This is a genomic window from Arenibacter palladensis, from assembly GCF_900129275.1.
Lineage (GTDB): Bacteria > Bacteroidota > Bacteroidia > Flavobacteriales > Flavobacteriaceae > Arenibacter > Arenibacter palladensis.
Genome location: NZ_FQUX01000003.1, coordinates 427,271 through 448,290 on the forward strand (window position 1 = coordinate 427,271; position 21,020 = coordinate 448,290).

Consider the following 21,020-nt stretch of genomic DNA (forward strand, 5'->3'; position numbering starts at 1 on the left):
GCCCCAACTTATTCCCGTACCACCACCAAAGGTTGACGGGATACTTCCTGACAAAGTGTAACATACCTTTGGTACTGCTTTTCATTGAAAAGGGCCAAAAGTTTAAGGTCGTATTTTTTAAAAACCTGTTTCATTCGCTCCTCCAGAACCTTATACTTCGTACCCAAGGTCGTTAAATCCTCAGGAGTACTTTGCGGGTGATTTTCAAATAAATTTTTCCGCTCTTCATCCAGTAGGCGTGTTTCAATTTCCAATGCTGCCTTGAACTCCTCCAAGTTGGCTATCTGCTCTTCTTTGAGCTGAAATATTTGTATAATAGTATCTGATTCCGTTGCACCAATACCCAAACTACATTCTTGTTGAGCCTGTACGGATATCATAAAACCGACAATAAAGATCAAGGTGGAAAAAACTTTTTTACACATAGGCTTTTGTGCTAATTTGAAATACAAATATAGCGTAATAATATAACCGCTTGCTACTCTCCCGAGCTAATATTTACAAGTATATACTTCCAAGGTATATTAAAATCAACACTCAACCATAGGTTCATGGACTAGGCCACATTACCTCTAGAGACATGCCTGCCCCTACTATAAAATACAGTTGACGCAACAGGCCCAATTAAAAAATAATAAACTGTATTTTTGATTAAAATTTAGTTTTATGCAACACATTATAGACCGATTTATAAGTTATATTACCGTAGACACCCAAAGCGATCCTAATTCCAACACTACCCCCAGCACTGAAAAACAGTGGACACTTGCCCATAAATTAGTGGCAGAACTTAAACAAATAGGTATGCAGGATGTGGTTATAGATGACAAGGCATACATTATGGCCACATTACCCAGTAATTTGGAAAAGGAAGTGCCCACTATCGGATTTATTTCCCATTTTGATACTTCACCAGATTTCACGGCCACCGAGGTTAAGCCTCAAATAATCAAAAATTATGATGGAGGGGATATTGTCCTGAACAAAGTGGAAAATATTGTACTCTCTCCCAGTTATTTCGAGGACCTATTACAATATAAGGGCAATACCTTAATTACTACAGATGGAACCACTTTGTTAGGTGCCGATGACAAGGCCGGAATAACCGAGATTATTACGGCCATGGAATATTTAATACAACATCCAGAAATTAAACATGGCAAGATCAGGGTAGGTTTTACCCCAGATGAAGAAATTGGCCGTGGGGCACACCATTTTGATGTTGCCGCATTTGGGGCCGATTGGGCATATACAATGGACGGTAGCCAAATCGGGGAACTGGAATATGAAAACTTTAATGCTGCAGGTGCCAAAATAACCATTAAAGGAAAAAGTGTACATCCTGGTTATGCCAAAGGTAAAATGGTTAATGCCATTTTGATCGCCAACGATTTTATTTCGCAATTGCCTGGACATGAAGTCCCACAAAAAACTACCGGACGGGAAGGTTTTTTCCATATACACCATATTAAGGGAGAAATAGAACTGGCCGAAATTGAATTGATCATTCGGGATCACGAACTAAAAAAGTTTGAACAGCGTAAAGAACTTTTACATTATATTACGGAAAAATTGAATGCGGAATACGGGGATTTTGCAACCCTTGATATTAAAGATCAATATTTTAATATGCGGGAAAAAATTGAACCGGTAATGCATATTGTTCAAATTGCCAAAGAGGCCATGGAAAGCTTGAGCATTACCCCAATTATTAAACCCATACGGGGAGGTACCGACGGCTCACAATTGAGTTATATGGGCTTGCCCTGTCCCAATATTTTTGCAGGAGGACATAATTTTCATGGAAAATATGAATATGTCCCTGTAGAAAGCATGCAGAAAGCCGTTGATGTTATCGTAAAAATTTGCGAACTTACAGCTGAAAGCTAGCATTAGTAAGTAATTGCTTCAATAAACACAAGAAGAAACATTTCATTTGGCATAAAAATGAATACCCAAGAAAAGATAGAGGCCTATTTCGCAAAAGAACAACCCTTTAAAGAAGGTATTGGACTTTTGCGGGAATTGGCCCTAAAAACTGAGCTTATTGAAACTTACAAATGGGGTATCCCCGTATACACTATAGACAATAAGAATGTTCTTGGTATATTGGCCTTCAAGCACCATTTCGTTATCTGGTTCTACAATGGCGTCTTTTTAAAAGACCCGAAAAAAGTACTCGAAAATGCACAGGAGGGTAAAACAAAGGCCATGAGGCATTGGAAATTCAGTAATAAAGAGGACATTGATGAGGCTGTGGTTTTATCCTATTTTCATGAAGCTATTAGCAACCAAAAAAAGGGACTTACCCTAGCCCCCGAAAAAAACAAGCCAATTTTAATGCCTCCCTTGTTAGAAAAAGCACTTGGCAATAATCAGGCGTTAAAAAAAAATTATGAAAGCCTAAGCCCTTATAAACAAAGGGAATATTGTGAGTATATTTCTGAGGCCAAACAGGAAAAGACCAAACTGTCCCGACTGCAGAAATGTATTCCCCTATTGGAAAAAGGTATGGGACTGCACGATAAATATAGGAAAGGGTAGATAGCTAACAGTAGTCAGTAGTCAGTAGTCAGTAGTCAGTAGTCAGTAGTCAGTAGTCAGTAGTCAGTAGTCAGTAGTCAGTAGTCAGTAGTCAAAAAAATAAATGGAATTGGATAATCCAATTCTGACCTGATGTAATTGATTTATTTCGTGGTATTTTCCAGCACAATAATTGATGGTCCGTTGGACAGCCATTTTTGGCCCAAACCGGTCGTATCCCCTAATGGAAGAAAATACACAAAAGACCCGAGGGCCAAGTCAATATCTCCATCTGCATCCATATCCTCCGCATCCATTACGATCCATCGACCTTTGATCGACTCCGTAAAAGAGGAATCCTCAAATTTCAAATCACCCTTATTTTCCAGATATACAAAACTTTCCTCAGCAGAATTTATATAGTCAGGGAAAAATGAAATTGCCGCAATATCCAGATCTCCATCCAAATCGTAATCTCTGGGCATAGCTTTATAAGCTCCGTTTAAATGGTAGAAATAAGATTGCTTAAAATTTAAATCCCCATCATTCAGAAATATATAAATGCCATGATAGTCTTTTAAAATAGGTGTTTTGTCCGCGTTATCCCCACAGACATATAATATATCATCGTAGCCATCATTATTAAAATCTACCAACTCAATGTATTGGGAACCATTCAGAGGAAGAAAAGAAAGCAATCTTTTGGTGGAAAACGTACCATCGCCTTGGTTCTGATAGTACACAACCCCTTCATCCCCTTGGGCCATAAGCGCAAAAATATCTTGAAGACCATCCCCATTGGCATCCTTTATCACTGCAGTAATGGCACCTGATCTGTTGTCCAAAGTCTTCATAGTGTATTTGTCTCCCCCCTCGTTTTTGTACCAAACCAATTTACCGGTTTCATTGCCGTATTCACAGGCTACAACGTCTTCCAATCCATCGTTATCCAAGTCCCCATAAGCCATATTTACCGGCCTTTGTAAATTGGCTATAACCTCGTTGGAAGTGTAAGCACCTGCTGTTCCCTTAGAAAATATTTTTTGTAAAGCCCCATCCGACACATCATTGGGAAAGATATTTTTCCCTGCAGTTGCCAAATAAATGGTATCATATTTTTCGTAGTAATGAACGGGTGCCATCTTTAGGCCAAGAATAAAATCCTTTTCAAGATCTTTGGTCAAGAAAGTAAGGCTATTTATATTTCGTTTACTATCAGCAAATACCACTCCCCTATTTTCTGGAAGTATTTTAACCATAGATGTTAGGGCCGGAGTATGTGAAAAGCTAGACTCCCTGTATTTAAAATGCTTAAGGCCCATTTTAATTTTGTTGGCTCGTTTAGGAGGCAAAATGGTATCCGGTGCCCCATCAAGGTAGTAATCCACTATTTTATTCCAGTCTGCTCGGGCTATAAGGGGTCTTTCCGGAAAGATATTTGCCTTTTTAACAACCACCCCGCTCCTGCCATTGTCAAAGAGGCTATCTGGTCGTACATTTCCTTTATAAATTCCCAATCGATGGCCCATGGCTGGAAGCACATCTTGTTGCCAACTAGACTTCGGCAACATTTCCGGTTTAACAAAATGATGACAACTGGAGCAGTGAATTTCGGCCAAGCGATTTCCGGATAAATTGGTTGCCGTTGGTTCTTTATATTCCGAAATCGGCAATTCCTTTTTGTTTCCGGAACAGGAAAATAGCAATCCAATGAGGAGGGTCAGCGAAAAAAAATTCTTCATGCAATATTAGATAAATATAGGAATTCGATTAAAAATGTCCTCCTGAGTGCGACCCAATCTACGAAGATACTGCCGAATTTTCAAGCATGATATAAATATAGTGTCTACAATGATTGTTAAAAGCGCAAAATCTTAGAGCGTGAAACTTATCCAACCATAATAACAGCTACGCCACCCTTACTAAAAGAAAGGTTGCCAAAACCCATAGTATAAGACTTAAAATGCCTCCTATTATAAAAAAGTGTTTGAATTTATAGTTGCCTATTCCATAAATCAAGGTATTGGTCTGATAACCTACCGGTGTAAAAAAACTGAAATTTGCCGCGAACATTACGGCCAGGATAAATGGCTTATAATCCAAATTAAGTCCGCCTGCCAGAGCCATTGCAATTGGAGTCATAATAATGGCCGTAGCATTATTACTTACCACACCGCTCATGACCATGGTGATAAAAAAGAGGCTTCCAATAATTATGGTTTTGGATTGGCCTACCAACAGGCCCAATAATTTTTCAGAAATCCACATATCCGCACCTGTATTATGCATGGCTATACCCAAGGGGATCATTCCCGCCAACAAAAAGAAAATTTGCCAATTTACCTTTTTGTAAACACTGTCCAAATTAAGGTTATTGGTAAGCAGTAATATAGAAACCCCGGCCAAGGCACTTACCATTATGGATAGAACCCCTGTGGCCGCCAATGCGACCACTGAACCAAGAACTGCCAACGATAAAATTCTACCGAATCGGGAATGGGTTTTGAGCGAATCAAACTCCTGTAAAAGCACTATGTTTTCAATGGCTTCCAAAGATTTAATGTTTTCCCTGCTTACATCCACCAGTAGACGATCACCAGCTTTGAGCACCAATTTATCCGAACTGCTCCTCACCAATCTTTCCTTAACATTCGTCAAGGTCTTGCGCTTCTTTATGGCCACAGGTACAATATCCTGTTGCATATAACCTCTTAGATTTCCCAAGGTCTTGCCCAAGAGAGCAGCGCCGGGAAGCATTAACAGTTCAACAAACACCCGTTCCTCCAATTTGGGAACCATTTCTTCCCCAGTGGCCCCATGATCGACCCCCAACCAATTATTTTGTTCGTTAAGCCCCAAGTTTTGGGAATCACTTAGTTTTGAGAGGCTCATAATATTGCACATTAATAGCAATTGGTCATTTTCCTTTAGGGTGATATATTTACCAGGTGAATTGTGAATTCGATTGTCCCTTATCAATTTCAGTATTGATATCTCCGGATTGTTAAATAAAAATGTTTCCTCCAACCTTTTGTTTACCAATTGCGAGCCCGACTTTATACGGACACTGGTAATATAATCTGCAACACTATAATCGTTCCCCAATTCCCTTTTCCCGCTCCATGGCAACCATCCAAGCATTAAGGTAAGGTAGACAACGGACACGGCCAGAAAAATTAATCCTATAGAAGTAAATTCGAAAAAACGCAGTGCCGGTGCCCCTAGGTTTTGTGACACTGAATTTACTATCAGGTTTGTCGAAGTCCCCATTAAGGTACAAGATCCTCCCAATATACCTGCAAAAGAAATGGGCAACAATAATTTGGATTTGGAAATATTGAACCGATCGGAGAGCTGGTTTATAATTTTAATGAAAACTATGACGACGGCCGTAGTGCTAATAAAAGCTGAAATACTTGCGGTTACGATCATAAAAACGGGAGCTATTATAAATAATGGGAAGGCTTTAATTTTTCCCAAACCAGAAGTAAGCCAAGTAATAACACCATTTTCCTCCATGGCTATGGCCAGGATCATCAAGGCCAAAACCGCTATGGTGGCACTATTGGAAAACCCGCTTATGGCCTCTTCCGGTTTCACTAGCCCCAATAATGTTAATGAAACAATTATAAAAAAGGCTATCTTATCTACTGGAAAAACCTCCAGGGCAAACAAGATTATGGTAATAAACAAAACCAAGAACACCAATCCCATTTCGAACGTCATCCCATAACTATTAATTTATGACTCCCTAAAAACTAAAAATATCCTACATCTCTCTTTTGGCAAATACCCTTTATCTTATTACAAATTACATATATTATTGCATATGTTCCTTTAACGGAAGTCCCAAGCCATAGCAAAATTGTAATAACCATAATTGGATTAAGATTGATGAAATTTATATCTCATCAGAGAACATCATAACCACTTTTTGACATTCCTCCATACATTTGACACAAGAATTTGCACAATCCTCACAATGTTTATGATCGTGTTGTGCGCACTGTTCTGCGCACCATTGACATACTTTAGCGCAGACGCTGCAATACTCTTTGGCATATTGACTGTCTGCCATTAAAAATTGTAGTGCTGCCGAACAAGATTCAATACATAGGATACAACAAAGTGGACAGTCATTTTTACTTTCCCTACCGGACATTTGAAGTAGGCAATATTGACAATCGGCTATGCATTTACGACAGGCTTCAATACAATCCAAATAAGGTGATTCCATAGCATTAACATTTACGGTTACCCCTAAAATTAATTCAACCCTATTTAGCCCAAGAGCTCTATGCATTATTATTTGAACGTTATTGGCATTTCAGATTTTGGGGCATCACAAAATAAATCGCATTATCTTTTCTTATTATCAGGCGTATAAAAATTAACTTTAACCCAAATTAATTGAAGACGGATAATAAAAGTAGTTATTGCCTTCTTGTACCCTTTCAGGAACTTTAAACGGGAAAAGAACAATTAAGTTTATAAGAGCCAAGGATCAATATATAATAGTAGGATGAAAAATACCATTTCGCATAGAGTAGCCGATTTTCTGAAAAATTTTCCACCCTTCAATGTCCTAGGTCAGGCTGACCTTGAAACCCTTGCCGAAGAAATTACCATTGTCTACAAGGAAAAGGATAGTGTTATTTTTGAGGAAAACGACGAACCCCATCCCTATTTCTATGTAGTGAACAAGGGAGCTGTTGCCCTTAAAAAGGGATCGGACAAGAGTATCATGGACATGTGCGATGAGGGTGATATTTTTGGACTTAGACCCTTAATGGCCCAGGAAAATTATAAAATGAGTGCAAAAGCACATGAGGAAAGCATTCTATATGCCATTCCCATCAACATTTTTAAACCCTATGCCCAAAAAAATATAGCGGTTGGAAACTTCTTAATCGAAAGTTTTGCCTCCAATACCAGGAATCCATATTCAAAAAGTCATCGCGGTAAATTGTATGATGAAGTGCCAGATATAAATCCCGTGGCTCCCGATACCCACGTATTGGATTTGCAATCTGTACAGTATTCCAAAAAATTGGTGACCTGTACCGCAACCACCTCGGCCAAAACAATAGCCAAAAGAATGACCGAAAAAAAGGTAGGGGCCATGTTGGTGGTCAAGGATAAGATGCCCATCGGGATCATTACGGACAAAGATCTTCGGAACAATATTGTAACCGGAAAATATCCCATTACCACAAAGGCCAAGGAGATAATGGTTTCCCCTGTTATCACCTATAATAAACACCTCACCATAACCCAGGCACAGATGGCTATGATGAAAAGTAACATAAGCCATTTATGTATCACCAAGGATGGTACACCCAACTCCAAGGCTATTGGAATTTTATCCAAACATGATGTTATGGTGGCTTTGGGAAATAACCCGGCAGTTTTGATCAAGGCCATAAATAGGGCCAAGAAAATAAAATCGATAAAACAAATAAGAAAGAGTATTACACATCTTCTACAGGACTATTTGGATCAAAATATCCCCATTAAATTGACTACTAAAATAATATCCGAACTTAACGATGCCTGCGTTAAACAAATTATTAAGCTATCCTTGGAAGAAATGCCAACAAAGCCTCCCGTAAAATTTGCATGGCTGGCACTTGGTAGCCAAGGACGAAGTGAACAACTCCTCCAAACCGATCAGGACAACGCCATGGTCTTCGAGAATGTTCCAGAGGACAAACTAATTGAAACTACCGATTATATTTTGAAATTGTCCAAACTAATTAATAAAGGATTGTTTGATATTGGTTACGATTATTGCCCTGCAGAAATGATGGCTTCCAATCCCAATTGGTGCTTAAGCCTGGATGAATGGAAAAAAACCATTTCCCATTGGATCATAAATCCAGGGACCGATGAGGTGTTGCTTTCCTCCATATTTTTCGATTACAATATTACTTATGGGGATGTAAATTTGGTAAACGAATTATCGGAACACATTTTCGAAACCACTAAAAAATATCCTATCTTCTATTTACACTTGGCAAGTGGGGCACTACAAAACCCTTCCCCAACCGGCTTTTTTAGGCAACTGTTGGTTGAGGAAGACGGGGAACATAAAGATTCCTTCGATCTAAAAAGACGGGCATTAATGCCCTTGACCGATGCGGCAAGAGTACTTATTTTATCGCATTCGGTCAAGTCCATTAACAGTACCGCTGAGCGATTTGAAAAATTGGCGGAGCTGGAACCCAACAACGAGGAAATCTTTATGGCCTGTTCCTATGCCACCAGGGCCCTTTTAAAGTTCAGGACCAAACATGGCCTGCTCCACAATGATTCCGGAAGGTATATTGCCATAGACAAATTGACCAAGGAAGAAAAAATTAAACTAAAAAGAACTTTTAAGACGATAAAGGAAATACAGGAGTTGGTAAGTATTAGATTCAAAGTTTCAAACTTATTGCGATGATAGATTTATTTAGAAAAAAAGTAAACAACTATCCCGATTATTGGTTGGAATATGAGAATAGTTTCAAGAAAAAACCGATTGAGGACCTCAAATTGGCAAGATTCGTTGTTTTGGATACGGAAACCACAGGTTTCGATTATCTAAACGACAGGATACTTTGTATTGGCGCCCTAAGTTTGGTCGATAAAAACATTGCCCTGAACCAGAGCTTGGAACTTTTTTTAAAGCAGGAGCATTACAATGCGGAATCTGCAAAAATTCATGGCATCCTTAAAGACGGTGGGGCCTCCCGTATAAGTGAAAGTGCTGCCATGGAAGAGTTGTTAAGGTTCTTAAATAATTCCATAATCGTAGCACACCATGCTATTTTTGATATTACAATGATCAATAGGGCACTGGAAAGAAATGGCCTTCCAAGATTAAAAAACAAGTTCCTGGACACCTCAAATCTTTACAAAAAGACATTATTGAATTCCAATGTATTCAAAAAGAAAGAGCACTATTCCTTGGACGAACTGGCCGAAAAGTTCGATATCTCCAAAAAGGATAGGCACACCGCATTAGGAGATGCCTACATTACTGCCATTGCCTTCTTAAAAATTAGGAGTCGATTGAAGGGCAAAGGTCAGCTACGGATAAAAGACCTGTTGAAAATGGGTTAACTATTTTAAGGTTGACAGGTACCCCAAAACATTTTTCTCAATTCTAGATTGTATATCCGTTATGTCCGCCTTTACAAACTTTTCTCCAGTAATATTTTCGTAAAGTTCAATATACCTTTCGGAGACGGTTTGTATATAATCATCGGTCATTTCCGGTACAACCTGTCCCTTTAGGCCTTGAAAGTTATTGCTAATCAACCATTGGCGAACGAACTCCTTGGACAATTGCTTCTGGGCCTCTCCCCTGTTTTGTCGTTCCCCATAGCCTTCTGCATAAAAATAACGGGAAGAATCAGGTGTATGGATTTCATCGATAAGTACAATCTTTCCATCCTTGGTTTTCCCAAATTCGTATTTGGTATCCACAAGGATCAATCCCCTTTTAGCGGCGATTTCCGTACCCCTTTGGAAGAGTGCTTTGGTGTACTTTTCAAGAATTAGGTAGTCTTCCTCGCTTACTATTCCCCTTTCCAAAATAGCTTCCCTTGAAATATCCTCATCATGGTCTCCCATCTGGGCCTTGGTAGCAGGAGTTATAATGGGAGAAGGAAACTTATCGTTTTCCGACATCCCGTGGGGCATTGGAACCCCACATAGCATTCTTTTCCCTAGTTTATATTCTCTTGCTGCATGTCCGGACAAATAACCTCTTATCACCATTTCCACCTTAAATGGCTCGCAGGCAAAGCCTACGGCAACATTGGGATCTGGAGTGGCCATTAACCAATTGGGCACTATATCGGCGGTATCCGCCATCATCTTAGTAGCGATCTGGTTTAGTATTTGGCCTTTGTACGGGATTCCTTTTGGCATAACCACATCAAAAGCGGAAAGCCTATCCGTGGCCACCATTACCAAAATATTGTTTTCAAGATGATATACTTCCCTAACCTTTCCCTTGTAAAGGCTCTTTTGCCCTGGAAATTGAAAATTCGTATCAATTATCGTATTACCCATGCTGCAACTATCAATTATTATGCTCAATTCCTTTATAGGCCTCTATGACCTTTTTAACCAACTTATGCCTTATCACATCCTTATCGTCCAAATAAATAACCTCTATCCCCTCAATGTTCTGAAGCACCAACAAGGCCTCTTTTAATCCCGAAATCAAACGTCTTGGCAAATCAATTTGTCCAGGATCACCATTGATTAAAAATTTGGCATTCTTCCCCATTCTCGTCAAGAACATTTTCATTTGGGCATGGGTAGTATTCTGGGCTTCGTCCAAAATTACAAAGGCATTGTCCAAAGTCCTTCCCCGCATAAAGGCCATAGGAGCTATCTGTATGGTTCCGTTCTCTATATAATGTGCCAATTTTTCCGGCGCAATCATATCCCGTAGGGCATCGTATAAAGGCTGCATATAGGGATCCAACTTTTCCTTAAGATCACCTGGCAAAAAACCTAAATTTTCACCTGCCTCCACGGCTGGTCTGGTCAATATAATTCGTTTAACCTGTTTTTCCTTTAGCGCTTTTACGGCCAAGGCCACACCCGTATATGTTTTTCCGGTACCCGCGGGGCCTACGGCAAATACCATATCATTGTTCCTCGCGGCGTCTACCAGCCTTCGCTGATTTACCGTTTGTGCCTTAATAAGCCTACCACTTACGCCATGGACCAAAACTTCACCACTGATCTCTGAAGACTCCAAAACTTCCTGTCCGTTACTGGCCAAGAGTCGCTCAATGCTGTTTTCATCCAACTTATTGTACTTGGCATAATGGGCAGTAAGTAGGTCGAATTTTCTATCGAATTCGTCCAGTAAGTCTTCGTCGCCATAAACCTTAATTTTGTTTCCCCGGGCAACAATCTTAAGCTTGGGAAAATGCTTTTTCAGTAAATCAATGTTCTCATTATTCTGTCCAAAAAATTCCCTTGGGCTAATGTCTGTAAGTTCTATTATAAGTTCGTTCAAAGAAGAGAGGTGTTATAAAGGATTAGATATGAAATATATATTTTGGTTCGCTGATTTTTTGTGTAATTTTGTTTAACAAACTTAAGTAAAAAAACAACTTACCAAACCAAAAACATATCAACAGTCCTGTATGGCTATAATTACTTTAACTACTGATTTTGGACATAAAGACCATTTTGTAGGCGCCATAAAAGGGACAATTTACAAGGAATTGTCAGATGCAAAAATTGTTGATATTTCTCATTCCATTGCGCCTTTCAATATCCAGGAATGCGCCTACATACTAAAAAATTCATATAAAAATTTCCCTGATGGCAGTATCCATATCGTTGGTGTGGATTCAGAATTGACACTGGAAAACCAACATATTGCCGTTCTGGTGGACAACCACTATTTTATAATGGCCAACAATGGGGTAATAGGACTTATAATTTCGGAGATAGTCCCCGAAAAAGTAGTTGAAATTCAATTGCCCAATACCATTGATAGCTCGTTTCCGGAAATGGATGTTTTTGTTAAGGCAGCAAGCCATATTGCAAGAGGTGGAAAATTGGAAGTAATTGGCAGGCCCTTTAAAGACCTTAAGGACCTTAGGGAATTTAACCCAAGAATTTCCGATGATGGCAAGACCATATCCGGTAGTGTCATTTATATAGACAACTATGGTAATGTGGTAACCAATATTCAACATAATACATTTAAATCCATAGGCAAGGGCAGACCATTTGAACTACACGCCCGAAATAAAAAAATTAAGGAGATCCATAAGAAATACAGCGACATCATAAATTACAACCTGGACAAAAGTCAGCGCAAAGCCCCGGGGGAATTACTGGCGCTATTCAACTCCTCGGGCTATGTAGAAATCGCAATTTATAAGAGCGACTTAAATACGGTGGGTGGTGCCTCTACACTATTGGGCCTTGATTATAGGGATACTGTAATTATTAATTTTACTTAAACACAATGGACAAATGTTGGTAAGAATTGTAAAATTAACCTTCAAAAAGGAAAATATTGCTAGTTTTGAGGCCATCTTTGAAAAGAATAAAAAGAAAATCCGACAGGCGGATGGCTGTACCTTTTTGGAACTGTTGCAAAGCGAGGAAGAAAATAATATCTTTTTCACCTATAGTCATTGGAACAGCGCCACCGATCTGGAAAACTATAAAAATTCGGAATTTTTCAGGAACGTCTGGCTGAAGACCAAACAATTATTCGAGGACAAACCGGAAGCTTGGAGCCTCATAAAGAAGGAAACGATTAACTAACATACATGATTGCCATATTTAAAAGAGAAATACAATCATTTTTTACCTCACCCATAGGTTATCTGGTCATAGGATTATTTTTAGTACTCAACGGATTGTTTCTATGGGTATTTAAGGGACCCTTTAATATTTTTGAATACGGCTTTGCCGATCTAGGCAATTTCTTTCTTCTTGCACCTTGGGTATTTCTTTTTCTGATACCCGCCATTACTATGAAAAGTTTCTCGGAAGAAAAAAAACTAGGGACCTTGGAGCTTCTTTTTATAAAGCCCATCACTTTATGGGAAACGGTTATTGGAAAATTTTTAGGTACCTTTTGCTTGGCCTTGATCGCCATATTACCTACACTTCTTTATGTGTATACTATTTCCCAATTGGGTGTCACCATAGGTAATCTGGATATGGGCATGATACTTGGCTCTTATTTTGGGCTCTTATTCCTAATAGCAACCTATACCGCCATTGGACTATTTGCCTCTACCCTGTCTGAAAACCAAATCGTGGCCTTTATAATTGGCATGGTCCTATGTTTTATAATGTTGTACGGTTTTGAAAGTCTGGCTACGATTCTACCTACCGGCCCAATGATGCTTTTTGTGGAACAAATTGGAATGATGGCCCATTTTGAAAGTATAGCCAGAGGTGTTTTGGATACAAGGGACATTGTATACTTCACAAGTCTTACCCTATTCTTTCTCTACCTGAGCATTAATCAACTAAAAAACCAAAATAGGTAATGAAGAGAAGTTTATTATCTATAACCAAGGCTGTTGTTCTATTGCTGATCGTAAATATCCTGGCCAGTTTTTACTATGGGAGAATAGATCTCACCGAAGACAGTAGATATACCCTCTCCAAGGCGGCATTAAATTCTGTTGGAGAGTTTAGCGCTCCGGTAATAGTAGATATTTTGCTCGATGGAAATCTTCCTCCCGAATTTATAAAATTAAAGGTGGAAACAAGGCAGCTATTGGAAGAATTTGCTTCGGAAAACAAGAATATAAAGTTCAATTTTGTAAATCCGCTTGAAGGAGCCCCACAAATTGATGGCGTAATCACAGACCTACAGGCATTGGGCCTTACCCCCACCAACGTTACCGTTGAACAGAATGGAAAAGTCTCCCAAGAGATAATTTTTCCCTGGGCCATGGTCAATTACAACAACAGCACTGTAAAGGTACCCTTGTTAAAGAATAAACTTGGTGCTACCACCGAGGAGCGGGTAAACAATTCCGTTCAACATTTGGAATATGCCTTTGCGGATGCCTTTACAAAGTTGAACATCAAGGAAAAGAAGAAAATAGCCATTATTAAAGGTAATGGAGAGTTAGGTGATATTTATATGGCAGATTATCTGACCACCATAAAGGATTATTACAACATTGGCGCCATTACCTTGGACTCGGTATCAACCAATCCAGAAAAGGTCCTGGAACAACTAAAAGGCTTTGATCTTGCCCTCATTGCCAAACCTACAGAAGCCTTTACCGATGAAGAGAAATTTATTCTGGATCAATACATAAGCGGGGGAGGCAAATCGCTTTGGCTCATAGATCAGGTGGCAATGGAACTGGATAGCCTTTTCAACGAAGAAGGTACCGCCATGGCCCTACCACGTAACCTAAACCTAAACGATTTTTTCTTTAAATATGGAATTCGTTTAAATGCCGATCTTGTCAACGACCTTTATTTCACCCAAATAGTTTTGGCGACAGGAGAAGGAAACAGTTCCCAATACAACCCTGTTCCCTGGTATTACAACCCAATGGTCTTTTCCAAAAACGACCATCCCATAAACAACAATTTGGAAGCAATCAGGTTCCAGTTCACAGGTAGTTTGGATACCCTGGCCAATGGCTATAAAAAACATATCCTACTCAGTAGTTCTCCCTTATCCAAAACTGAAGGAGTTCCCAAGCCAATTCAGCTCGACATTATTAATACGCCACCGGATAAGGATTTATATAATGATGGAAATAAGATATTGGGGGTATTGGTAGAAGGTGCGTTCAAATCCACTTACGAGAACCGGGTAAAACCAATTAAGCTGAACACAATTGTAGATCAAGGTCCTGAAAACAAAATGATAGTACTATCGGACGGTGATCTTATTAGAAACCAGATCCGAAATGGCCGACCTTTGGAATTAGGTTATGATAAATGGACAAACAACTTCTTTGGCAACAAGGAATTTCTCATAAATTGCCTTAATTACCTGTTGGACGATACCGGACTTATAAACATTCGTAACAAGAAAGTAACTATTCCTTTTTTGGACGAAGAAAAAATTAATAATCAAAAAACCAAATGGCAGTTGATTAATATTGGCCTACCCTTGTGTTTGACCTTTATTTTTGGTTTCCTAATACACTCCATTCGCAAGAAAAAATATGGGGTATAAGTGTTGATAAGTTTGTTTCCTTAAAAAGGACATTTAAAATATCTTTGTTTTGACCGTGATCCAAGGAATATTACGGATTCAAACAGAAATTCGAACACTGTTTTAGGTTGTACAATAATGTAGATTCCTTAAAAAAAAATAAACCAATGAAATTTATAGTATCTAGTACTTATTTACTAAAACAACTCCAAGTTTTAGGTGGGGTTATCAATAACAGCAACACCCTACCAATTCTAGACAATTTTCTCTTCGATTTAAATCAAAAAGAACTCACTGTTTCGGCTTCCGATTTGGAAACCACAATGAGCTCTGTATTGGAGGTAGATTCGGACAATGAGGGAACCATTGCGGTTCCTGCAAAACTGTTGTTGGAAATCTTAAAAACCTTTCCAGAGCAGCCCTTAACCTTTGTTGTTGAAGATAACAATACCGTAGAAATCAGTTCTAACCATGGTAAATACGCCTTGGCCTACGCAGATGGTGCCGAATTTCCAAAATCGGTGGAACTGTCCAATCCATCCTCTACCACAGTACTTGGGGATATATTGGCAACTGCCATCAATAAAACTATTTTTGCTGCCGGAAATGATGATCTGAGACCTGTGATGAGCGGTGTGTTCTTTCAGTTTTCCCCAGAAAGTTTAACTTTCGTAGCAACAGATGCCCATAAATTGGTAAAATACCAACGTACCGATGTTACTGCTTCCAAAGTGGCCGAGTTTATAATGCCCAAAAAACCTCTTAACTTATTAAAGGGGATCTTATCAGGAAGCGAAACGGAAGTACTTATTGAATACAATGAAAGCAACGCCAAATTCAGTTTTGAGAACACCATCCTCATCTGTAGATTGATCGATGGTAAATACCCAAATTACGAAGCGGTTATACCAAAGGAAAATCCGAACAAGCTATCCATAGCCAGAAACCAACTTTTAAGTTCTGTTAGAAGGGTTTCCATATTCTCCAATAAGACCACCCACCAAATAAGATTAAAAATTGCAGGTGCGGAACTTAATATTTCTGCCGAGGATATTGATTACAGCAATAAGGCCGAAGAAAGATTGACCTGTTCCTATCAAGGTGACGACATGCAAATTGGGTTCAACTCAAGGTTTCTGGTGGAAATGTTGAACAACCTTACTTCAGATGACGTGCAATTGGAAATGAGCCTACCCAACAGGGCCGGTATCCTTACCCCAATTGACGGTTTGGACGAAGGAGAAAATGTGACCATGTTGGTAATGCCTGTAATGTTGAACAGTTAGAAATACAAATTCAACCCTTGGTTTGAATTCACAATACACCCCACTCTTTCACTATAAAAAAAGCCGTATCTCATTTGAAATACGGCTTTTTTGTCCTAAACAAAAATGTTTACTAACTACACAAACTTTATGCTCAGGGGATAATGGGGTTTTTCGCCATTGGACACCTTTATGGCATTGACAATAGGAAATACGAAACAGAGCACTGCTATCGCAATAATCCCTACTATTCCAATACCGAGAAGTAATATCAACGGAATACATATTAAGATATATAGGAACATGCTGATCTGGAAATTAATAATCGATTTTCCGTTTTCATCCATATTCATTACCGTATCTTTTTGTGTTAGCCACAAGATTAAAGGAACTATAAATCCCCCAAACCCTGTAACTATATCCAATAATTGACTTAAATGGGTCAATACCAATAATTGTCTGTTTTCTGCTTTCATCGGTTGCTATTGTTAAGCTATTATAAGTTGAAAAAGTATTGATCCTACACTTTATCTTCGTCCTATAAATTAGTTGTCGTGATAATAGGACGAATAAACTCCTCATTTGTTACATCTATAAGTTCACCTAATTTCCAAATCCTGCAGGACAGGCTATTGTTTACTTTCAAGTTTCCTTAACTTCTCCTTATCTTTCTCAATCCCTTTTTCCAGTTTGTCTATCTTCTTATTTAGTTTCTCTATTGCCAATGGCGACAGTTTTCCCTTTTTCTCGTCCTTGACCATTTTCTTCTGGAGCTTTTCAATTTTCTTTTGATCTTTGGCAATCGACCTTCTCTTGGAATCTATTTCCGAAGAAAGTTTTTCCCTCTTTTTTAATTCGCTTTCCGCCTTCTTTTGTGCTTTTTCTGCCCTCTTTTGTGCTTTTTCCAACTTCTTGGCTTCCTTTTCTTCCTTTGCTATCGCCTTTTCTATCTTTTTTTGAGCTTCCTCGGCCTCTTTAGCTTCCTGTAAAATTCTTGCCTGCTCCATTTGTTCCGTATTTTCAACAGGAGTAGTTGGGTCCGAAGTTTCTTGTGCCAAGCTAATTTGGCAGAATAAACCAACCGCCAACAAAGTAATAATTCTGATCATTTTCATATAGTGATTTTAAATTGAATGTCCCGATACACCTAAACTTTAAAGCCTTATAGGCTCTTTTATGCTGTATTGGATCACTATCAAAATTACGCAATATATCCTGCAATAATCATGACCAAAATCATTGTGCTAAACTTTACCAATTCCAAAATAGTAGTTTTAGAGTGTTATTGTAAAGTCGGTTACCGGCCATTCACAAAGGATTCAAAGTTAACTTGCTTCATTTCAAATAATTGGACAATAGCATTTGTGAATTGGAAAGTGGAACCGGTTTGAAAATTTTATATCGTATTTTTACGGTCAATTACAATACTATGATTACCAACGACAACATCATTGCCTTGGCCACACCCTCAGGGGCCGGTGCCATAGCCGTAATCCGAATTTCCGGGAAAGATGCCATTGCCTTGGCCAATCCTTTCTTTACATCGATCAGGGGCAAGGATTTACAAAAACAAAAAAGCCATACCATACACTTGGGTCATATTACGGAAAACGACAAGGTATTGGATGAAGTTTTGGTATCTATTTTTAAAGGCCCCAATTCCTATACTGGTGAAGACGTTGTTGAGATATCCTGTCACGGTTCGCCCTATATTCAACAACAAATAATTCAGTTGTTTTTACGTAATGGTTGCCGAATGGCAAATGCAGGTGAGTTTACATTGCGAGCCTTTCTAAATGGTAAAATGGACTTGAGTCAGGCCGAGGCCGTAGCAGATCTTATAGCCTCAGACAACGAAGCAAGCCACCAAATAGCCATACAGCAGATGCGGGGCGGGTTCAGTAACGAGATCAAAAAATTGAGGGACCAATTGTTAAACTTTGCCTCGTTAATGGAATTGGAGCTCGACTTTGCAGAGGAAGATGTGGAATTTGCGGACCGTACACAGTTTAAAAAACTTTTGACCAAAATACAGCGTATTTTAAAACGTCTGATCGATTCCTTTGCTGTGGGCAATGTAATCAAGAACGGGATTCCCATCGCTATTGTTGGCGAGCCCAATGTGGGCAAATCCACCCTGCTCAATGCCCTTTTAAATGAGGAGCGGGCCATTGTAAGTGATATTGCCGGAACCACCAGGGATACCATAGAGGATGAGATTGTCATAGGCGGTATAGGATTTCGTTTTATTGACACCGCCGGAATTAGGGACACCAAAGATGTGGTGGAAAGTATTGGCATAAAGAAGACCTTTGAAAAAATAGAACAGGCCCAGGTAGTAGTGTTATTGGTAGATGCTTGGCAAATGGCAACGCATGCAGATAAGTTAAAGACCAGCATAAAGGAACTGGAAAAAATAAGGACCAAATACCCACAAAAACCTTTGTTGGTAATTGCCAACAAGGTGGACAGATTGGATAAGGATCAAATTAAGTATCTACAATCCCAAATTTCAGAACTGCACTTGCTGTCCGCCAAATCTGGACAAGGGGTGGAAACGCTGAAGTCGCGCTTATTGGATTTTGTCAATACGGGAGCCCTACGCAATAGTGAGACCATTGTAACCAATACGAGGCATTACAGTTCCCTTTTAAAGGCCTTGGAGGAAATAGAAAAAGTACAAATGGGCATGGAGGAGGACACTCCCAGCGACCTTTTGGCCATAGATGTCAGGGAAGCCCTTTACCATCTTGGGGAAATTACCGGGCAAGTGACCAATGATGAGCTGTTGGGGAATATATTTGCCAATTTCTGTATCGGGAAGTAACAATACAAAATAACACAAATCAGAACACAATAAAACCCAGTAAATACTGGGTTTTTTAATTGGATTATATTTGATGTTTTTCATTTTTGGGTCAAATTTCGCGTTCCCTTAATCCTCCGAGATACCTTATATATTACACTAACCCTTTTTATATTAATGAGTTAGTTATATTATCATTTGAACAACCATCAATTCACTTATTTTGTAACTTTACTTCGCCGCGATTTGATTTTGAAAAATCTCATAACATCGGGGAGGTATCTAGTTAGAGAATTTATTTTAATAATATTCAATATGAAATGGAAAGGTAGGCGTCAAAGTTCAAATGTAGAAGATAAAAGAGGTTCATCTGGTTCAAGCAGAGGAATAGGTGGCTTTAATCCTATGTTACTAGGACCATTAATTAAACTTCTTTTTTCAAAAACCGGTTTAATTATAGTTGGAGTATTATTGGTATTTTCTTTTATTACAGGTAATAATCCTATAAGTTTCCTTGGTAATATCTTTCTAGGGGGCAACAATCAGCCGGGAACTACAGAATCCTATCAAGGTACTGAAGAAGAAAATCAGCAGGCGGAATTCAGTGCGACTATTTTGGCCAGTACCGAAGATGTGTGGAATAATATTTTAGATAATTACCAAGAACCGACCTTAGTGCTTTTTTCAGGTTACGTTACTTCTGCCTGCGGTTCTGCGTCAAGTGCTACTGGTCCTTTCTATTGCCCTGGTGATCAAAAATTATATCTGGATCTAAGTTTTTTTCAGGATATGGAACGCCAAATGAATGCTCCAGGTGACTTTGCACAAGCCTATGTCATAGCCCATGAGGTTGGTCATCATGTTCAAAAACTAATGGGCACCATGGACAAGGTAAATCGTCTGAGGGGTCAATTAAGCGAGACTGAATTCAATAAGGTTTCGGTGCGATTAGAATTACAAGCAGATTTTTTAGCAGGTGTTTGGGCAAATCGTTCCCAACGCATGACACAAATGATGGAGGAAGGTGATCTAGAGGAGGCCCTTAATGCCGCCAATTCAATCGGTGATGATAGGTTACAGCGTCAATCAACCGGAAAGGTGGTACCTGACTCATTTACCCACGGTACATCGGAACAGCGAATTAGATGGTTTAAAAAGGGGTTTGAAACAGGTGATATTTCGCAAGGAGACACTTTTAATGCCAAGTTTCTTTAATTATAGTAGTAATTTACCATGGAACTGAATAAATCTAGATTTGGAGAATAGTATATGGGTCTATTAAATAAAATATTAGGAAACGCGAGTGAGGTTTCATCAGAAAAACTTAATCAGAAGTACGCTAAATTACTTATAGACGATGAACAAATCGAACTCGGATTTACCTTGTTCAGGGATGTATTTATGTTCACCAATAAAAGGTTAATTTTAGTGGATATCCAAGGCCTTACGGGAAGCAAAATTGAGTACAAATCCTTGCCATTTAAAAACATTTCCCGCTTCTCCCTGGAAACATCAGGAACATTTGATTTGGACGCATAGCTAAAGATTTGGATTTCCAGTGAGGATACACCTAGTGTAAGTAAGAAATTCAATAAAAGCATAGATGTATACGAAGTCCAAAAATATTTAGCCAAAAAGGTAATATAACCTTTTGCTTTACAAGTTTAAATACAATATCTGGTAAGTGGTTTATCATCGATGATTTTAATCTGCCCATGATTAGAACTGTTTTTTTCTAGAATCTTCA

General features: G+C 38.9%; 18 protein-coding genes and 1 pseudogene. 12 read left to right on the top strand and 7 right to left on the bottom strand.

Annotated elements, in window-relative coordinates; all coding sequences use genetic code 11:
- Window positions 1–8 precede the first annotated feature (8 nt).
- Window positions 9–425 (bottom strand): hypothetical protein, encoded by a 417-nt coding sequence (locus BUA60_RS11970; RefSeq protein WP_072862005.1) that lies wholly within the window; start codon window positions 423–425, stop codon window positions 9–11.
- Window positions 426–666: 241 nt separating this feature from the next.
- On the opposite strand from BUA60_RS11970, the gene pepT reads away from it, so the two are divergent.
- Window positions 667–1,890 carry a peptidase T gene (gene pepT / locus BUA60_RS11975; RefSeq protein ID WP_072862006.1) on the top strand — a complete coding sequence of 408 codons (1,224 nt, stop codon included), beginning with the start codon at window positions 667–669 and terminating at the stop codon, window positions 1,888–1,890.
- Between the two features lie 57 nt (window positions 1,891–1,947).
- Window positions 1,948–2,544, top strand: a complete 597-nt coding sequence (locus BUA60_RS11980) for a YdeI/OmpD-associated family protein (RefSeq protein ID WP_072862007.1) — start codon at window positions 1,948–1,950, stop codon at window positions 2,542–2,544.
- A 143-nt stretch (window positions 2,545–2,687) separates the two neighbouring features.
- Here the strand turns inward: BUA60_RS11980 and BUA60_RS11985 are convergent, their stop codons facing one another.
- Together BUA60_RS11985 and BUA60_RS11990 are read right to left on the bottom strand one after the other, a co-directional pair.
- On the bottom strand, window positions 2,688–4,265 hold the full coding sequence (locus BUA60_RS11985; RefSeq protein ID WP_072862008.1) for an FG-GAP repeat domain-containing protein: 1,578 nt from the start codon (window positions 4,263–4,265) through the stop codon (window positions 2,688–2,690).
- 166 nt (window positions 4,266–4,431) lie between these two features.
- Window positions 4,432–6,249, bottom strand: coding sequence for an SLC13 family permease (locus BUA60_RS11990; RefSeq protein WP_072862009.1), 1,818 nt, complete (start codon window positions 6,247–6,249; stop codon window positions 4,432–4,434).
- Between the two features lie 796 nt (window positions 6,250–7,045).
- On the opposite strand from BUA60_RS11990, the gene BUA60_RS12000 reads away from it, so the two are divergent.
- Window positions 7,046–8,968: a DUF294 nucleotidyltransferase-like domain-containing protein gene (locus BUA60_RS12000; protein WP_072862010.1), complete on the top strand. Its 1,923-nt coding sequence runs from the start codon at window positions 7,046–7,048 to the stop codon at window positions 8,966–8,968.
- Entirely contained in the window at window positions 8,965–9,630 is a 666-nt protein-coding gene (locus BUA60_RS12005) for a 3'-5' exonuclease (protein ID WP_072862011.1), read from the top strand. The genes BUA60_RS12000 and BUA60_RS12005 overlap by 4 nt, the downstream gene beginning before the upstream one ends.
- Here BUA60_RS12005 and BUA60_RS12010 read toward each other — a convergent pair whose 3' ends face one another.
- Both BUA60_RS12010 and BUA60_RS12015 read right to left on the bottom strand, forming a co-directional pair.
- Window positions 9,631–10,587, bottom strand: a complete 957-nt coding sequence (locus BUA60_RS12010; RefSeq protein ID WP_072862012.1) for a phosphoribosylaminoimidazolesuccinocarboxamide synthase — start codon at window positions 10,585–10,587, stop codon at window positions 9,631–9,633.
- Window positions 10,588–10,597: 10 nt separating this feature from the next.
- Entirely contained in the window at window positions 10,598–11,551 is a 954-nt protein-coding gene (locus BUA60_RS12015; RefSeq protein ID WP_072862013.1) for a PhoH family protein, read from the bottom strand.
- A 130-nt stretch (window positions 11,552–11,681) separates the two neighbouring features.
- Between BUA60_RS12015 and BUA60_RS12020 the strand changes: the two genes are divergently transcribed.
- The 5 genes from BUA60_RS12020 to dnaN all read left to right on the top strand — a co-directional run bounded on the left by BUA60_RS12020 (window position 11,682) and on the right by dnaN (window position 16,488).
- A complete protein-coding gene (locus BUA60_RS12020) occupies window positions 11,682–12,512 on the top strand; it encodes an SAM hydrolase/SAM-dependent halogenase family protein (RefSeq protein ID WP_072862014.1) in 831 nt (276 codons plus the stop codon).
- A 13-nt stretch (window positions 12,513–12,525) separates the two neighbouring features.
- Complete coding sequence (locus tag BUA60_RS12025) at window positions 12,526–12,822, top strand: putative quinol monooxygenase (RefSeq protein ID WP_072862015.1); 297 nt, start codon at window positions 12,526–12,528, stop codon at window positions 12,820–12,822.
- A gap of 5 nt (window positions 12,823–12,827) precedes the next feature.
- Window positions 12,828–13,559, top strand: a complete 732-nt coding sequence (gldF, locus tag BUA60_RS12030; RefSeq protein ID WP_072862016.1) for a gliding motility-associated ABC transporter permease subunit GldF — start codon at window positions 12,828–12,830, stop codon at window positions 13,557–13,559.
- Window positions 13,559–15,223 (top strand): gliding motility-associated ABC transporter substrate-binding protein GldG, encoded by a 1,665-nt coding sequence (gene gldG / locus BUA60_RS12035; RefSeq protein WP_072862017.1) that lies wholly within the window; start codon window positions 13,559–13,561, stop codon window positions 15,221–15,223. The genes gldF and gldG overlap by 1 nt, the downstream gene beginning before the upstream one ends.
- Window positions 15,224–15,369: 146 nt before the next feature.
- Entirely contained in the window at window positions 15,370–16,488 is a 1,119-nt protein-coding gene (gene dnaN / locus BUA60_RS12040) for a DNA polymerase III subunit beta (RefSeq protein ID WP_031443398.1), read from the top strand.
- A 116-nt stretch (window positions 16,489–16,604) separates the two neighbouring features.
- On the opposite strand, the gene BUA60_RS12045 is transcribed toward dnaN, so the two are convergent.
- Together BUA60_RS12045 and BUA60_RS12050 are read right to left on the bottom strand one after the other, a co-directional pair.
- On the bottom strand, window positions 16,605–16,943 hold the full coding sequence (locus BUA60_RS12045) for a DUF4870 domain-containing protein (protein WP_072862018.1): 339 nt from the start codon (window positions 16,941–16,943) through the stop codon (window positions 16,605–16,607).
- A gap of 153 nt (window positions 16,944–17,096) precedes the next feature.
- A complete protein-coding gene (locus BUA60_RS12050; RefSeq protein ID WP_072862019.1) occupies window positions 17,097–17,582 on the bottom strand; it encodes a hypothetical protein in 486 nt (161 codons plus the stop codon).
- Between the two features lie 314 nt (window positions 17,583–17,896).
- Between BUA60_RS12050 and mnmE the strand changes: the two genes are divergently transcribed.
- The 3 genes and pseudogenes from mnmE (at window position 17,897) to BUA60_RS12065 (ending at window position 20,920) form a co-directional block, all read left to right on the top strand.
- Window positions 17,897–19,294 carry a tRNA uridine-5-carboxymethylaminomethyl(34) synthesis GTPase MnmE gene (mnmE, locus tag BUA60_RS12055; RefSeq protein ID WP_072862083.1) on the top strand — a complete coding sequence of 466 codons (1,398 nt, stop codon included), beginning with the start codon at window positions 17,897–17,899 and terminating at the stop codon, window positions 19,292–19,294.
- 294 nt (window positions 19,295–19,588) lie between these two features.
- Complete coding sequence (ypfJ, locus tag BUA60_RS12060; RefSeq protein WP_072862020.1) at window positions 19,589–20,488, top strand: KPN_02809 family neutral zinc metallopeptidase; 900 nt, start codon at window positions 19,589–19,591, stop codon at window positions 20,486–20,488.
- A 54-nt stretch (window positions 20,489–20,542) separates the two neighbouring features.
- Window positions 20,543–20,920 (top strand): annotated as a pseudogene (locus BUA60_RS12065) (PH domain-containing protein).
- Window positions 20,921–21,020 lie beyond the last annotated feature (100 nt).

Bases quoted from the DNA above. Each gene is read 5' to 3' on its own strand.
- BUA60_RS11970 (WP_072862005.1), bottom strand. From the start codon at position 425: ATGTGTAAAAAAGTTTTTTCCACCTTGATCTTTATTGTCGGTTTTATG.
- pepT (WP_072862006.1), top strand. From the start codon at position 667: ATGCAACACATTATAGACCGATTTATAAGTTATATTACCGTAGACACC.
- BUA60_RS11980 (WP_072862007.1), top strand. From the start codon at position 1,948: ATGAATACCCAAGAAAAGATAGAGGCCTATTTCGCAAAAGAACAACCC.
- BUA60_RS11985 (WP_072862008.1), bottom strand. From the start codon at position 4,265: ATGAAGAATTTTTTTTCGCTGACCCTCCTCATTGGATTGCTATTTTCC.
- BUA60_RS11990 (WP_072862009.1), bottom strand. From the start codon at position 6,249: ATGACGTTCGAAATGGGATTGGTGTTCTTGGTTTTGTTTATTACCATA.
- BUA60_RS12000 (WP_072862010.1), top strand. From the start codon at position 7,046: ATGAAAAATACCATTTCGCATAGAGTAGCCGATTTTCTGAAAAATTTT.
- BUA60_RS12005 (WP_072862011.1), top strand. From the start codon at position 8,965: ATGATAGATTTATTTAGAAAAAAAGTAAACAACTATCCCGATTATTGG.
- BUA60_RS12010 (WP_072862012.1), bottom strand. From the start codon at position 10,587: ATGGGTAATACGATAATTGATACGAATTTTCAATTTCCAGGGCAAAAG.
- BUA60_RS12020 (WP_072862014.1), top strand. From the start codon at position 11,682: ATGGCTATAATTACTTTAACTACTGATTTTGGACATAAAGACCATTTT.
- BUA60_RS12025 (WP_072862015.1), top strand. From the start codon at position 12,526: ATGTTGGTAAGAATTGTAAAATTAACCTTCAAAAAGGAAAATATTGCT.
- gldF (WP_072862016.1), top strand. From the start codon at position 12,828: ATGATTGCCATATTTAAAAGAGAAATACAATCATTTTTTACCTCACCC.
- gldG (WP_072862017.1), top strand. From the start codon at position 13,559: ATGAAGAGAAGTTTATTATCTATAACCAAGGCTGTTGTTCTATTGCTG.
- dnaN (WP_031443398.1), top strand. From the start codon at position 15,370: ATGAAATTTATAGTATCTAGTACTTATTTACTAAAACAACTCCAAGTT.
- BUA60_RS12045 (WP_072862018.1), bottom strand. From the start codon at position 16,943: ATGAAAGCAGAAAACAGACAATTATTGGTATTGACCCATTTAAGTCAA.
- BUA60_RS12050 (WP_072862019.1), bottom strand. From the start codon at position 17,582: ATGAAAATGATCAGAATTATTACTTTGTTGGCGGTTGGTTTATTCTGC.
- mnmE (WP_072862083.1), top strand. From the start codon at position 17,897: ATGATTACCAACGACAACATCATTGCCTTGGCCACACCCTCAGGGGCC.
- ypfJ (WP_072862020.1), top strand. From the start codon at position 19,589: ATGAAATGGAAAGGTAGGCGTCAAAGTTCAAATGTAGAAGATAAAAGA.